The organism is Neobacillus sp. DY30, assembly GCF_030123065.1.
Taxonomy (GTDB): Bacteria; Bacillota; Bacilli; order Bacillales; family Cytobacillaceae; genus Neobacillus.
In genome coordinates this window covers 5,955,340-5,969,350 of sequence record NZ_CP126093.1, presented here as the reverse complement: position 1 = coordinate 5,969,350, position 14,011 = coordinate 5,955,340, and the positions used below count along the sequence as shown (strand labels likewise).

The 14,011-nt window shown below is 42.0% G+C and carries 15 protein-coding genes; 13 read left to right on the top strand and 2 right to left on the bottom strand.

Going from position 1 to position 14,011, the window contains the following annotated elements; all coding sequences use genetic code 11:
• Positions 1-189: 189 nt before the first annotated feature.
• Positions 190-1,785, top strand: a complete 1,596-nt coding sequence (locus tag QNH29_RS29445) for a CTP synthase (protein ID WP_283862773.1) — start codon at positions 190-192, stop codon at positions 1,783-1,785.
• A 111-nt stretch (positions 1,786-1,896) separates the two neighbouring features.
• Here QNH29_RS29445 and QNH29_RS29440 read toward each other — a convergent pair whose 3' ends face one another.
• A complete protein-coding gene (locus tag QNH29_RS29440) occupies positions 1,897-2,394 on the bottom strand; it encodes a DUF2529 domain-containing protein (protein ID WP_283862772.1) in 498 nt (165 codons plus the stop codon).
• A 166-nt stretch (positions 2,395-2,560) separates the two neighbouring features.
• Here QNH29_RS29440 and QNH29_RS29435 point away from each other — a divergent pair, with 166 nt between their 5' ends.
• The 10 genes from QNH29_RS29435 (at position 2,561) to prmC (ending at position 12,213) form a co-directional block, all read left to right on the top strand.
• Positions 2,561-2,932: a response regulator gene (locus QNH29_RS29435; protein WP_283862771.1), complete on the top strand. Its 372-nt coding sequence runs from the start codon at positions 2,561-2,563 to the stop codon at positions 2,930-2,932.
• Positions 2,933-3,163: 231 nt separating this feature from the next.
• Positions 3,164-4,021 carry a class II fructose-bisphosphate aldolase gene (locus tag QNH29_RS29430; RefSeq protein ID WP_283862770.1) on the top strand — a complete coding sequence of 286 codons (858 nt, stop codon included), beginning with the start codon at positions 3,164-3,166 and terminating at the stop codon, positions 4,019-4,021.
• A 315-nt stretch (positions 4,022-4,336) separates the two neighbouring features.
• Positions 4,337-5,626 carry a UDP-N-acetylglucosamine 1-carboxyvinyltransferase gene (locus QNH29_RS29425; protein WP_283862769.1) on the top strand — a complete coding sequence of 430 codons (1,290 nt, stop codon included), beginning with the start codon at positions 4,337-4,339 and terminating at the stop codon, positions 5,624-5,626.
• Between the two features lie 80 nt (positions 5,627-5,706).
• Positions 5,707-6,669, top strand: a complete 963-nt coding sequence (gene glpX, locus QNH29_RS29420) for a class II fructose-bisphosphatase (RefSeq protein WP_283862768.1) — start codon at positions 5,707-5,709, stop codon at positions 6,667-6,669.
• Between the two features lie 259 nt (positions 6,670-6,928).
• Positions 6,929-8,194: a transcription termination factor Rho gene (gene rho, locus QNH29_RS29415; protein ID WP_283862767.1), complete on the top strand. Its 1,266-nt coding sequence runs from the start codon at positions 6,929-6,931 to the stop codon at positions 8,192-8,194.
• Between the two features lie 460 nt (positions 8,195-8,654).
• Positions 8,655-8,867, top strand: a complete 213-nt coding sequence (rpmE, locus tag QNH29_RS29410) for a 50S ribosomal protein L31 (protein ID WP_283862766.1) — start codon at positions 8,655-8,657, stop codon at positions 8,865-8,867.
• A 118-nt stretch (positions 8,868-8,985) separates the two neighbouring features.
• Positions 8,986-9,597, top strand: a complete 612-nt coding sequence (locus tag QNH29_RS29405; protein ID WP_283862765.1) for a thymidine kinase — start codon at positions 8,986-8,988, stop codon at positions 9,595-9,597.
• A gap of 222 nt (positions 9,598-9,819) precedes the next feature.
• Positions 9,820-10,155: a hypothetical protein gene (locus QNH29_RS29400; protein ID WP_283862764.1), complete on the top strand. Its 336-nt coding sequence runs from the start codon at positions 9,820-9,822 to the stop codon at positions 10,153-10,155.
• A 146-nt stretch (positions 10,156-10,301) separates the two neighbouring features.
• Positions 10,302-11,375 carry a peptide chain release factor 1 gene (gene prfA / locus QNH29_RS29395; RefSeq protein WP_283862763.1) on the top strand — a complete coding sequence of 358 codons (1,074 nt, stop codon included), beginning with the start codon at positions 10,302-10,304 and terminating at the stop codon, positions 11,373-11,375.
• Entirely contained in the window at positions 11,368-12,213 is an 846-nt protein-coding gene (gene prmC, locus QNH29_RS29390; protein ID WP_283862762.1) for a peptide chain release factor N(5)-glutamine methyltransferase, read from the top strand. Before prfA ends, prmC begins: the two co-directional genes overlap by 8 nt.
• 284 nt (positions 12,214-12,497) lie before the next feature.
• Here the strand turns inward: prmC and QNH29_RS29385 are convergent, their stop codons facing one another.
• Complete coding sequence (locus QNH29_RS29385; RefSeq protein WP_257029233.1) at positions 12,498-12,623, bottom strand: hypothetical protein; 126 nt, start codon at positions 12,621-12,623, stop codon at positions 12,498-12,500.
• A 163-nt stretch (positions 12,624-12,786) separates the two neighbouring features.
• Here QNH29_RS29385 and QNH29_RS29380 point away from each other — a divergent pair, with 163 nt between their 5' ends.
• Together QNH29_RS29380 and spoIIR are read left to right on the top strand one after the other, a co-directional pair.
• Positions 12,787-12,990 carry an alpha/beta-type small acid-soluble spore protein gene (locus QNH29_RS29380; protein ID WP_063254584.1) on the top strand — a complete coding sequence of 68 codons (204 nt, stop codon included), beginning with the start codon at positions 12,787-12,789 and terminating at the stop codon, positions 12,988-12,990.
• 138 nt (positions 12,991-13,128) lie between these two features.
• Positions 13,129-14,007, top strand: a complete 879-nt coding sequence (gene spoIIR, locus QNH29_RS29375) for a stage II sporulation protein R (RefSeq protein ID WP_283862761.1) — start codon at positions 13,129-13,131, stop codon at positions 14,005-14,007.
• Positions 14,008-14,011: the final 4 nt, after the last annotated feature.

Genomic DNA, 14,011 nt, shown 5'->3' with positions numbered 1-14,011 from the left:
AACGGATCATAATTTGCTTATAGAGCGCTCCCCTTACATTGCGTAAGCGGAGTGCTTTTTTATTTTTTCAATAAATGATACATAGCTCTTTCGGCAATGACCGAGACTTCTTTACGAATAAAAAAATTTATAAAAGAAGCCTTAAACAGCAAGAAGATTGCACAAACTGAATTAGAGGAGGATTATTTTATGACTAAGTATATTTTTGTAACTGGCGGTGTGGTTTCATCGTTAGGAAAAGGAATTACCGCAGCCTCTTTAGGACGGTTGTTAAAAAATCGCGGATTAAACGTTACGATTCAAAAGTTTGATCCATATATTAACGTGGACCCAGGAACGATGAGTCCGTATCAGCACGGTGAAGTATTCGTAACCGGTGATGGCGCGGAAACGGATTTAGACTTAGGGCACTATGAGCGTTTTATCGATATTAATTTAAATAAGTACAGCAACGTAACGACAGGGAAAATCTATTCTACCGTTTTACGTAAGGAACGCCGCGGTGATTACTTAGGCGGTACGGTTCAGGTTATTCCCCACATTACGAATGAAATTAAGGAACGTGTTTTCCGTGCGGGCAATGAAACAAATGCAGATGTTGTCATCACTGAAATTGGCGGAACAGTAGGGGATATTGAATCACTTCCATTCCTAGAAGCAATTCGCCAAATCAAGAGCGATATCGGCAGCTCTAATGTCATGTACATTCACTGTACATTAATTCCGTATATTAAAGCAGCGGGCGAAATGAAGACAAAGCCGACACAACATAGTGTTAAAGAGCTTCGCAGTCTAGGTATTCAGCCAAATATCATCGTTGTACGTACAGAAATGCCAGTTTCTCAGGATATGAAGGAGAAAATTGCTTTATTCTGTGATATCGATTCTAAAGCGGTAATTGAATGCCGTGATGCCGATACACTTTATTCGATTCCATTGGCTCTTCAAGAACAGCATATGGATCAAATTGTTTGTGATCACTTGAAGCTGACAACACCGGAACCAGAGATGACAGAATGGAAAGCTCTAGTTGAAAAGGTTCTTAACCTTTCAAGTAAAACACGCATTGGTCTCGTTGGAAAATATGTGGAACTTCAAGATGCGTATATTTCCGTTGTTGAAGCGTTGAAACATGCAGGTTATGCATTTGACGCTGATGTCGAAATTAAATGGATTAATTCGGAAGATGTTACGGCAGAAAACGTTGCAGAACTTCTTCAAGATGTTGATGGAATCCTTGTTCCTGGCGGCTTTGGTGACCGCGGAATCGAAGGAAAAATCCAGGCAACCCGCTATGCGCGTGAAACGAAAAAGCCTTTCTTTGGTATCTGTTTAGGAATGCAGCTGGCTACGATTGAATATGCGCGCCACGTTCTTGGTTACTCAGATGCCCATTCTGCGGAGTTTGTACCTGATACGAAGCATCCGATTATCGATTTACTTCCTGAACAAAAGGATGTTGAAGACCTAGGGGGAACATTAAGACTTGGTCTGTATCCATGCCGTGTGGTGGAGGGAACAAAAGCGTTCGCTGCCTATGAGGATGAAGTGGTGTATGAGCGTCACCGTCACCGTTATGAATTTAACAATCATTTCCGTCAAGAAATGGAAGAAGCAGGCTTTGTTTTCTCTGGTACTAGCCCAGATGGCCGTTTGGTGGAGATTATTGAACTTAAAGACCATCCATGGTTTGTTGCGTCTCAGTTCCATCCGGAATTTGTGTCAAGACCAACTCGTCCACAGCCGCTTTTCCGTGACTTTATTAAAGCTTCTTTGCAAAAATAAGATAATTGGGCCAGTTCTCTGTGTTGGGGGACTGGTTTTTTTATGAGGTTAGTTTCCATATATTGTCTAAATGTACAAAACAAAAAACGGCCACACCAAGGCCGTTCCCCATCATTCATATTCTGCTAAAATCTCATCAATTGTAAATTTTAAGCCATAATAAACATACAATGCTGCCATTAAAGACGGATAACCATACCGATTTCCGAAATCATCGGGAAGTAACCCCTTTTTCAGCTGTAAATTAATATAAACATCAGCTAACTCTTCAAGTTTTCCGTCCTCAATTGATGTAGATACGGCTACAAAGGGAATTCCTTTTTGATGAAGCTTACCAGCCAATTCAGCTGCTTCTTGGTCAGCGGATGTCCGTGAAAACAGAAGCACCCTGTCAGCACTGGTCGCTTCGTCAACATTTGTTAAAGCACCTTTTAATGGTTCTGCACCCTCTAATGCTTCAAATTCAATGCCCTTCATTTCCTTGAAGCCGACAACATAAATATTTTGTCCCTGGGCTAGCAGGCGGGCACCGTCCTCCAAGGAAAATTCTCCTTTCTCTTCAATTCGTTTAAATAAACCGGTTAATTGGGTTGTAAACATTTTTAACAAGTAAAGCCCTCCTTCACAAGGTTATTATAGCCTTTTGAAATCAAAAGACAATTACCATAAAATACCTCAAACAAAATAGAGGATTTTTAATAGAAATGTCGAAGATTATTTAGTGGAAGAATTAGGAATCATTTATAGATAAAATTAGGGTGGAAGAGGTGGAGTTATGAAAGAGAAAATTTTAATTGTTGACGACCAATTTGGGATCCGCATTTTATTAAATGAGGTATTCTCAAAGGAAGGGTATCAAACCTTTCAGGCAGCAAATGGAATACAGGCACTTGATATTGTTACGAAGCATGACCCAGATCTCGTCCTATTGGATATGAAAATACCGGGTATGGATGGTATTGAAATTTTAAAAAGAATGAAGGTCATTGACCCAGATATCCGCGTGATTATTATGACCGCTTACGGGGAGCTGGATATGATTCAGGAAGCGCGGGATCTTGGAGCAATCACACATTTTGCGAAGCCGTTTGATATTGATGATATACGTGCAGCGGTAAGAAAGCACATTCCTCAAAAAACAAATTAGTCATTTTTAATAAAAGATAATTGTCGAAAACTGTTGCCGCTTTCATTGTGAACATTTAAAAAACTCGTCTACATTAATGGAATTTTACGAATCTGTTTGGTATGATTACTTATGAACTTTTACTGGTCACTTATCTTACTCGAGCGTACATAATCAGTAAAATGGTAGGAAATCCTTAATAGGAAAGCCCTAATTCGAGGAGATATACACCTATACCAAGGAGGAAACAAAATGCCTTTAGTTTCAATGAAAGAAATGCTCATCAAAGCGAAAGCGGAAGGCTATGCAGTTGGGCAGTTCAACTTAAATAACCTTGAGTTTACACAAGCTATTTTACAAGCAGCAGAAGCTGAAAAATCACCTGTTATTCTTGGTGTTTCTGAAGGCGCTGCTCGTTACATGGGCGGTTTCAAGACTGTTGTAAAAATGGTAGAAGGTTTATTAGAAGATTACAAAATTACTGTTCCTGTTGCGATCCACTTGGATCACGGTTCAAGCTTCGAAAAGTGTAAAGAAGCAATCGATGCAGGCTTCACTTCTGTTATGATTGATGCTTCTCACCATCCGTTTGAAGAAAACGTAGCAACTACTTCAAAAGTGGTTGAGTACGCTCATTCAAAAGGTGTTTCTGTTGAAGCTGAATTAGGAACTGTTGGCGGACAAGAAGACGATGTTGTTGCTGAAGGCGTTATTTACGCAGATCCTAAAGAGTGTGAAGAGCTTGTTAAGCGCACAGGTATTGACTGTCTAGCACCTGCACTAGGTTCTGTACATGGACCTTACAAAGGTGAGCCAAAGCTTGGTTACCCAGAAATGGAAGCAATCGGTCAAGCAACTGGTCTTCCACTTGTATTACATGGTGGAACTGGGATTCCAACACACGATATCCAAAAGTCTATTTCACTTGGAACAGCGAAAATTAACGTAAACACTGAAAACCAAATTGCATCTGCAAAAGCAGTTCGCGAAACATTAGCAGCGAAGCCAGAAGAGTATGATCCACGTAAATACTTAGGCCCAGCTCGTGATGCGATCAAAGCAACTGTTATTGGCAAAATGCGCGAATTCGGTTCTTCAGGTAAAGCTTAATATACAACAAGACTCAACAAAGAAACCGCCCATTTTTAAAATGGGCGGTTTCAAATTATAATAAGTAGTCTGAATTTTGGCTAAATTTGTCGAAAAGGCTAGTTAAGGATTGAAACGAAAAATTTTCCATTTTTTAAAACTTTTTCTGATATTGATACATGAAAATTAAATATTGGTGTAAACTAGATGATAGACAAACTGTCGGATTATGTAATTTGCTGTTGGAAATAATTACCTAAAAGACAAGTGGATTATCAATTTAGTTGTTTAATAAAAGGTCACATTCCATCCCAATGGCATAGAAGGGAGTCGAAAATGGAAAAACTTAAAATTGCGGGCGGATATCCGCTTAAAGGAACCGTAAGAATAAGTGGTGCAAAAAACAGTGCAGTTGCGTTGATACCAGCGACCATTTTAGCAGAATCACCGGTAACAATCGAAGGGCTGCCGGATATTTCCGATGTGGAAATTTTGAAGGACTTACTCGAAGAAATTGGCGGGAAAGTTGAACTTTCGAATGATTTTGATATGACGGTTGACCCATCGACGATGATTTCAATGCCATTGCCAAACGGGAAGGTAAAGAAGCTTCGTGCCTCCTACTATCTCATGGGGGCGATGCTCGGTCGTTTTAAAAAGGCTGTCATTGGTTTACCTGGTGGATGTCATCTTGGTCCACGCCCAATTGATCAGCATATTAAAGGCTTTGAAGCACTCGGCGCTCAGGTAACAAATGAGCAGGGAGCGATTTATTTGCGTGCGGACGAGCTTCGCGGCGCACGTATTTATCTCGATGTCGTCAGTGTTGGTGCTACCATTAATATTATGTTGGCGGCCGTCAGAGCTAAAGGCAGGACCATAATTGAAAACGCTGCAAAAGAACCGGAAATTATTGATGTCGCAACCCTTCTAACCAATATGGGTGCCAAGATAAAAGGTGCTGGAACTGATGTTATCCGAATTGATGGTGTCGATACGCTGCATGGCTGTCGTCATACCATTATCCCTGACCGGATTGAAGCCGGCACTTATATGATTTTAGGTGCAGCCATGGGGGAAGGCGTTTTAATTGATAATGTTATTCCGCAGCACTTAGAATCATTGATTGCCAAGCTGAGAGAAATGGGTGTAACAATTGAAACAGGCGATGATCAAGTGTTTGTCAGCAGTTCGGAAAAGTTGAAAGCTGTTGATATTAAAACACTCGTTTATCCTGGTTTTCCAACGGATCTGCAGCAGCCGTTTACGACGCTGTTAACAAAAGCAGCCGGATCTAGTGTAGTAACGGATACTATTTATGGTGCCCGTTTTAAACATATTGATGAATTAAGAAGAATGAATGCCAACATTAAAGTGGAAGGCCGCTCAGCGATCATTAGCGGACCTGTAAAGCTTCAAGGTGCGAAGGTGAAGGCGAGTGATCTAAGAGCAGGGGCGTCGCTGTTTATTGCCGGTCTTATGGCCGAGGGTATTACTGAAGTCACAGGTCTTGATCATATTGACCGCGGTTACAGCCAGCTGGTTGAAAAACTAAATGGCTTAGGTGCAACCGTTTGGCGGGAAGCTTTAACAAAAGAAGAAGTGGAACAACTAAAGAACACTTAAATAAGCTATACTAATCCTCTAAATATGTTATACTAATGATATTGATCAGTATAATAGAAAACTTGGGGGGACCGGAGAACATGGAGAGAAGTCTTTCAATGGAGCTTGTCCGCGTAACGGAAGCTGCTGCACTTGCTTCTGCACGCTGGATGGGACGCGGGAAAAAAGATGAAGCGGATGGAGCTGCAACATCAGCGATGCGTGATGTGTTTGACACAATCCCAATGAAGGGAACTGTTGTCATTGGTGAAGGCGAGATGGACGAGGCTCCGATGCTTTATATTGGTGAGAAACTAGGAAATGGTTACGGTCCGCGAGTGGATGTTGCGGTTGATCCGCTTGAAGGTACGAATATTCTAGCGTCAGGGAGCTGGAACGCCCTTGCTGTACTAGCAGTGGCAGACCATGGCAATTTACTTCATGCACCAGATATGTATATGGAGAAAATTGCAGTTGGTCCTGAAGCAGTAGGCCTTGTCGATATCAACGCTTCCGTCTTCGATAATCTTAAAGCAGTAGCGAAAGCGAAAAATAAAGATATTGAAGATGTGGTTGCGACCGTATTAAACCGTCCACGACACCAGCATATTATTTCCCAGCTTCGTGAAGCAGGAGCAAGGATTAAACTAATTAATGATGGCGATGTAGCAGGTGCAATCAATACGGCTTTTGACGACACGGGTGTTGATATTTTATTCGGCTCTGGCGGTGCTCCGGAAGGCGTACTCTCAGCCGTTGCCTTAAAGTGCCTTGGCGGTGAAATCATTGGGAAATTGCTTCCTCAAACAGATGAAGAATTAGCGCGCTGTGTAAAAATGGGACTAGATGTCAATAAGGTGCTTCGTATGGAAGACCTTGTTAAAGGAGACGACGCTATTTTTGCAGCCACCGGTGTAACCGATGGTGAATTGCTGCGCGGCGTTCAGTTTAAGGGATCTTATGGTTCTACCCATTCAATCGTTATGCGTGCGAAATCAGGTACGGTTCGTTTTGTGGAAGGCCGTCATAGCTTGAAAAAGAAACCAAATTTAGTGATTAGATAATCCTTTATAACAAATACTTAGTAAGAGACTAGAATCGACTCTAGTCTCTTATCTCCATCCAGAATCTATTACCCCCTCCAATTGAAAAATTCCAGTTGATTATTTTTTAAAACAAAGGGTACAATAGATAGTGTTTTATAAAAAATAAAGATTCTGCTATTCTATTCATTTCTACTATTTCCTCAATTTTGAGACCCTCTATTATACTTTTGTAACTCCGGGAACGGAATAGAGTAAAAATTTTAAAGTGTGGTGTACTATGGAATTAACTATATCAAGTTTAGAAAACATGAAGCTGAAAGAGCTTTATGAGCTTGCGCGCGAATACAAGGTGACGTATTACAGCAAGTTATCGAAAAAAGAACTTATTTTTGCTATCTTAAAATCACGTGCGGAACAGCAAGGTTATTTTTTCATGGAAGGCGTACTCGAAATTATCCAGTCAGAAGGATTTGGTTTTTTACGTCCGATCAACTATTCACCAAGTTCGGAAGACATTTATATCTCTGCATCACAAATCCGCCGCTTCGATTTAAGGAATGGGGATAAAGTATCTGGTAAGGTTCGTCCGCCAAAAGAAAACGAACGTTACTATGGACTTTTACATGTAGAAGCAGTTAACGGTGAAGATCCAGAATCAGCAAAAGAACGCGTTCACTTCCCAGCATTAACTCCTCTCTATCCGAATCGACATATGAAACTTGAAACCACTCCAAAATATATCTCGACAAGAATTATGGATGTAGTTGCTCCAGTTGGATTTGGGCAAAGGGGCTTAATTGTCGCGCCTCCAAAGGCAGGGAAAACGATGCTGTTAAAAGAAATCGCTAACAGCATTACCACCAATCACCCTGAAGTGGAATTAATCGTACTCTTAATCGATGAGCGTCCTGAAGAGGTTACCGACATCGAGCGCTCGGTTGCGGGTGATGTTGTCAGCTCTACGTTTGATGAGGTCCCTGAGAACCATATTAAAGTCGCTGAGCTTGTATTGGACCGTGCAATGCGCCTAGTGGAGCATAAACGCGATGTTGTCATTTTGATGGACAGTATCACACGTTTGGCGCGGGCCTATAACCTTGTCATTCCGCCAAGCGGCCGGACACTTTCCGGTGGTATCGACCCAGCAGCATTCCACCGTCCAAAGCGTTTCTTTGGTGCAGCCCGAAACATTGAAGAGGGCGGCAGCTTAACAATCCTGGCAACAGCGTTGGTGGATACAGGATCACGTATGGATGATGTCATTTATGAAGAATTTAAAGGAACTGGTAATATGGAACTGCATCTTGACCGTGCACTTGCAGAGCGCCGTATCTTCCCAGCAATGGATATTCGCCGCTCCGGTACAAGAAAAGAAGAATTGCTTCTTCCTAAAGACCATCTGGACAAGCTATGGGCAATCAGAAAATCCATGTCCGACTCACCAGACTTCGCCGAACGCTTCCTGAAAAAACTAAAACAAACTAAATCCAACGAAGAATTCTTCGCACAAATTGGGGAAGAGTTAAAGGGAAGAAGATCTTAATTATTAATATCTAGTCTGTATACAAGTTTAGATGATTTTAAACTCTGTTGATTTTCGCGGAAGGCACGGAGACTCCTCGAAAATGCTATCGCATTTTCTTCGTGCGTGGGCGGATTCAGAGAAGCCCTTCAATGTCCTGCAGGAGTACGGAGCAGGTGAGACCCCACAGGCGCTAGCGCCGAGGAGGCTCACCGCAACGCCTGCGGAAAGCGAAGTGCCTCGGACAGGCAAAGACCGCCTGTCCCTGCGGTGATTATTCGAGGAAGCATTCCTTAGTGGAGCGAAAATCAACAGACCCATCTATGCAGAATTATCTAAATCCATTAAAACCCAGCTTGCCAAAATAGACTCATCTTGTTATAATGTGAACAGTGTGTTTTTAGTATTTGATGCTTGTTTTTAAGACAGGCATTTATATAACTCTGTTTCGAAGGATTCAGGGCGGAAGGAGATGAAAAGAATGAAAGCAGGAATTCATCCAAATTATAAAATGGTACAGGTGACTTGTGCATGCGGAAACACTTTTGAAACTGGATCAGTTAAAAAAGAAATTCGCGTTGAAACTTGTTCAGAATGTCATCCATTCTATACTGGTCGTCAAAAATTCGCTGAAGCTGGTGGACGTGTAGACCGTTTCAACAAAAAATACGGCCTTAAGAACCAACAACAATAATTTCACAAAACAGGCAAGCAGAAACACTTACTTGCCTGTTTTTTAATTGAATAAAACATGTTAAATTACAAAAATATAGACGTAATAGGTTTCGTACATAGGAAGGAGACGCCGATTTATGTATTTAATGAAGCAACTCGGATGGGTTGAGGTTATCTGCGGCAGTATGTTTTCAGGAAAATCAGAGGAATTGATTCGCCGTGTCAGACGGGCTGAATTTGCTAAACAAAAAATAGCTGTTTTCAAGCCGAAAATTGACAATCGCTATAGCGAACATTCTGTCGTATCCCATAATGGCAACTCTTTTCATGCGAAGCCGATTTCCCATTCGATAGAGATTTTACACCATGTAGAGGCGGATATCGACATTATTGCCATTGATGAAGTGCAATTTTTCGATGAAGGGATTGTAAGAGTAGTTCAGCAGCTTGCTGACAGCGGTCACCGTGTCGTGGTTGCAGGGTTAGACATGGACTTCCGAGGCGAACCTTTTGGGCAAATGCCGGCATTGATGGCGGTTGCTGAAACGGTAACAAAGCTTCAAGCTGTCTGCAGTGTATGTGGATCACCGTCAAGCCGGACACAGCGCTTAATTGATGGAAGACCCGCTTCTTATCATGATCCTGTGATTTTAGTCGGTGCTTCAGAAGCCTATGAGCCGCGCTGCCGTCATCATCATGAAGTACCTAAAACTGCATCCTACCGAACGCAAGAACCTTTGGTAAAATAAAGTGTAAGAGGCACTGCCTTCTTGCACTTTTTTTATTTGGCATAATCTTACTAGGACGTTCCTTCAGGTGCTTGGGAAAGATAGTTGTAGGAGGTGTAAGCGTTGAAAAAGTGGATAATTCCTTCGTTGTTTTCTGTTCTCATGCTGACGGCTTGTATGAAAGGAAACGACACGAACAATACCGCCTACGACTTGCGTAAAGACACGATGAACCCGAATTATATGGCCAACAGGGCTAATAAAATGCCAGACCGTGACATGGGTCCAATGTCTGACCAAAATCCAAACTTCCTCAATTTGACAGGAACGGGCTTGAATGATGCCTCGAACAGAAATGATTTCGGAAGGGATATAGACGTTGCGAGAGACGTTGTAAATGGCACCCATGAGTTTAGATCCGAATCCATTTGGATTAATAATGCAGGGGATCGTATGACTGTAACCGTTGATACTCGGGGAAGTCTTAATGGCAAAGAACGCGATAAGGCGATCGATCGCCTTCGCCAAAAACTTGTACAAGCACTGCCGCGTTATTCCTTCGACATAAGAGAACGATAACATGCTCTGGCTTCAGGGCATGTTTTTTTCGTTTATGTGCCTCCAAACCACCGTCTGAATTTTTTTCCGGATGAATTTGGTTTTGACGGGGGTTTTCACCTATACTATAATTAGAATGTTATGGACAAAAATAGAGGTGAATAACTGTGTTTGATCGTCTTCAATCCGTTGAAGATCGCTATGAGAGACTAAATGAACTTTTGAGCGATCCGACCATTATTAATGATTCAAAAAAACTTCGTGAATATTCAAAAGAACAATCTGATATACAAGAGACTGTACAAACGTATCGTGAATACAAAGAGGTTCGCGAACAACTCAAGGATGCCAAGGCAATGCTTGAGGAGAAACTCGACAACGAAATGCGTGAAATGGTCAAAGAAGAAGTCAATGAGCTTGAAAAGCAAATCGAGGAACTAGAAGCAAAAATGAAGTTCCTGATGATTCCGAAGGATCCGAATGATGACAAAAACGTTATCTTTGAAATCCGCGGAGCAGCAGGCGGCGAGGAAGCTGCGTTATTTGCTGGTACGCTTTACCGTATGTACAGCCGTTATGCAGAAGCGCAGGGCTGGAAAACGGAATTAATTGATGCCAACCCAACAGGTCTTGGTGGTTACAAAGAAATCAGCTTTATGATCAATGGTCAAGGTGCCTATTCCAAATTGAAATTTGAAAATGGCGCCCACCGTGTTCAACGTGTACCGGAAACAGAATCAGGCGGACGCATTCATACTTCAACGGCTACCGTTGTTTGCTTACCAGAGGCAGAAGATGTTGAAGTAGAAATTCATGATAAGGATATCCGTTTTGATGCGTTTGCTTCAAGCGGCGCCGGCGGACAGTCGGTTAATACAACGATGTCAGCCGTTCGTTTAACGCATATTCCGACTGGTATCGTGGTATCTATCCAGGATGAAAAATCTCAGCATAAAAACAAAGACAAAGCGATGAAGGTATTACGTGCGCGTGTCTATGACAAGTTTCAGCAGGAAGCACAGGCAGAGTATGATCAGGTCCGTAAATCTGCGGTTGGTACAGGTGACCGTTCTGAACGTATTCGTACTTACAACTTCCCGCAAAACCGTGTGACAGACCACCGTATCGGCTTAACTCTTCAAAAGCTTGATCAAATCATCGAAGGTAAGCTTGATGAAATCATCGACGCATTAACGCTAGAAGATCAAACGAGCAAGCTTGAAAGTGGTTCAGATGAGTAAGAAAGTGTATGAAGCTCTGCAATGGGCTTCTTCTTTTTTAAAAAAAGCAAATAGGGATGAAAACGCCGGCGAGCTGCTGCTGCGTCATTTCACTGGTATGTCGCGGGCACAGCTATTTGCGAATGTCCGTGATGACCTGCCGCAGGCCCAATGGGAAGTGTTTGAAAAAGCGGTCCATGAACATGTAAAGGGGACGCCGGTACAATACATCATCGGCTCAGAGGAGTTCTATGGCCGGAAGTTTATCGTCAATGAAGAGGTTCTGATTCCGCGGCCAGAAACTGAAGAGCTTGTTTATGAAACATTAAAACGTATCAATAAGCGTGAATTAAAGGTTGTCGACATTGGAACGGGCAGCGGGGCGATTGCAATTAGCCTCAAACTTGAGCAGCCTTCATTATCGGTGTATGCCTCGGATATTGCAGAAGAGTCATTGAAGGTAGCTCGAGAAAATGCCGGCGTGTTAGGTGCTGAGGTTACCTTCGTTCAAGGGGACTTACTGCAGCCATTCCGTGGGCAAAAGTTCGATGTGGTCATTTCAAACCCGCCGTATATCCCAGTTAGTGATATAGAAACCATGTCTGAAGTAGTAACCGAGCATGAGCCGCACCGCGCACTGTTTGCGGGCGAGGATGGACTCGATTTTTACCGCCGCTTTATGGTGGAGCTGCCCGAAGTGATAGCTCCAAGCGCGCTGGTTGGCTTTGAAATTGGGGCCGGTCAGGGGGAGGCGGTAGCCGACCTTTTTAAAAATGCGTTTGCGAATGTGAAAGTAGAAGTTCTGAATGATATTAACGGTAAGGACCGGATGGTGTTTGCGGAAATCGAGGCAGAGTGATTCTAAACGAATTGCTCTGTTTTTTTATTGGGAAGCTTTGTTGAATTTCTAAAAGGTTGATGAAGGTAAATCAGGAGAGTCTCTAGAAAGATTAGTCTTTCATAAGGTTGATGAAGGACAAATCAGGAGAGTTCCGAGGGAGATTAGTCCTTCACAAGGTTGATGAAGGACAAATCAGGAGAGTCCCTAGAGAGATTAGTCCTTCATAAGCATTTTTGGGTAAGAAAAACAAAGCCTCTTGAAAAAAGCGATCCTTCGTAATCGAAGCATCGCATTTTTGGTGATTACTTATTGTGTTGTCGTTCCTGAGCTTTTAATGCAACTTTTTCAAGTCCTGTATGCGCAAATTCCACATCTGTTTTTGGCATAGCAGGATTATGCTGCACTTTTTTATTCTTCTGTTTAGACATGTTTTCACCACCTTCTAAAAAAGATGCCAACATCTCTGTTAGTTTGCATTCTTTTCTAAAGGCTATGAATCCAAAACTTACCAAGTTGATATTACGAATAATCTAAGCTATCCGCTTCCAAACTATAAGTGTAAAACAATTACACTATAGGAGATGATACAAAATGGCAAGAAGCAACAACAGCAATCAGCTTTTGGTTTCAGGAGTAGAACAGGCACTTGAACAAATGAAGTATGAAATTGCACAAGAATTTGGAGTACAGCTTGGAGCCGATACATCTTCACGCGCTAATGGATCTGTCGGGGGCGAAATCACAAAGCGTTTAGTGAGTATGGCTGAGCAGCAATTAGGCGGATCTTTCCGTTAATACAAATAATAACCCGCTCTGAGCAGCGGGTTTTATTTTTTTCTTTCCATGAAAAGAAATCTAGTTTTTTTAAATTTACTAGTTTAAGATTCTTTGCATTTGTCCACAATGAGGATAGTGAAGGGATGGTGCGGGAATATGAACAGTAAAGTATTAGTGTGGTCTTATTTAATCATTTTATCGTTAGGAACGATTTTAAACTTATATATGCCGAAAACAGAAGCGGTGGCCAAGGATTCGATTGTGATTCCAGCAGAGGCGATTCGTCTTCGAATTCTAGCAAATAGTGATAGTGCCCAGGATCAGGAGATTAAACGTAAGGTCCGTGACGCAGTAAATTCACAAATTACGGTGTGGGTTCAGGATCTAACGTCTTTGGATAAAGCAAAAACAGTGATTAACTCAAAGCTTCCAGAAGTTCAAGCAATCGCTGAAAAGGTTGTTGCAGAGCAAGGGTCGACTCAAAATGTTAAAGTAGAGTTTGGGAAAGTTCAGTTTCCAACGAAATTGTATGGTGAGTTTCTATATCCAGCAGGTGAGTACCAGGCGATTTTAATTACATTGGGCGAAGGGACAGGCGCTAACTGGTGGTGCGTACTTTATCCGCCATTATGTTTCTTGGATTTCTCTAATGGAGTAGCGGTTCAAAGTGATGGTTTTGAAGATAAAGCTTATGCAGCTGAAAAGGAAGACCAAGTAGCAGAAGCAGCGCAAGAACTAGAAAAGGCAGAAGCGGAAGTAACGAATCCTATTGCAAATGTGGATACTAAGAAAGGGCAGATTGAAGTTGAAGAGCAGTTCGACGAAGAAGTAGAAGTTGAAGAAGTAGAGCAAGTTGTGGTAAAAAAGCAAGTTAAAGTAGAAGAGCCGGTTGAGGCAGAAGTAGAGGAAAAACAAACAGTAGTGAAAAAGAAATCAGAGAAGGCAAAAGAAGCTCCAGTTTATACGGCGGAAGACGAAGAGCCAGTTAAAGTTAAGTTCTTTGTGGTAGAAATGTTTGAGAGTATTTTTAAATAGGAAT

Coding starts and splice junctions, on each gene's coding strand:
- QNH29_RS29445 (WP_283862773.1), top strand. CDS start 190: ATGACTAAGTATATTTTTGTAACTGGCGGTGTGGTTTCATCGTTAGGA.
- QNH29_RS29435 (WP_283862771.1), top strand. CDS start 2,561: ATGAAAGAGAAAATTTTAATTGTTGACGACCAATTTGGGATCCGCATT.
- QNH29_RS29430 (WP_283862770.1), top strand. CDS start 3,164: ATGCCTTTAGTTTCAATGAAAGAAATGCTCATCAAAGCGAAAGCGGAA.
- QNH29_RS29425 (WP_283862769.1), top strand. CDS start 4,337: ATGGAAAAACTTAAAATTGCGGGCGGATATCCGCTTAAAGGAACCGTA.
- glpX (WP_283862768.1), top strand. CDS start 5,707: ATGGAGAGAAGTCTTTCAATGGAGCTTGTCCGCGTAACGGAAGCTGCT.
- rho (WP_283862767.1), top strand. CDS start 6,929: ATGGAATTAACTATATCAAGTTTAGAAAACATGAAGCTGAAAGAGCTT.
- rpmE (WP_283862766.1), top strand. CDS start 8,655: ATGAAAGCAGGAATTCATCCAAATTATAAAATGGTACAGGTGACTTGT.
- QNH29_RS29405 (WP_283862765.1), top strand. CDS start 8,986: ATGTATTTAATGAAGCAACTCGGATGGGTTGAGGTTATCTGCGGCAGT.
- QNH29_RS29400 (WP_283862764.1), top strand. CDS start 9,820: ATGGCCAACAGGGCTAATAAAATGCCAGACCGTGACATGGGTCCAATG.
- prmC (WP_283862762.1), top strand. CDS start 11,368: ATGAGTAAGAAAGTGTATGAAGCTCTGCAATGGGCTTCTTCTTTTTTA.
- QNH29_RS29385 (WP_257029233.1), bottom strand. CDS start 12,623: ATGTCTAAACAGAAGAATAAAAAAGTGCAGCATAATCCTGCTATGCCA.
- QNH29_RS29380 (WP_063254584.1), top strand. CDS start 12,787: ATGGCAAGAAGCAACAACAGCAATCAGCTTTTGGTTTCAGGAGTAGAA.
- spoIIR (WP_283862761.1), top strand. CDS start 13,129: ATGAACAGTAAAGTATTAGTGTGGTCTTATTTAATCATTTTATCGTTA.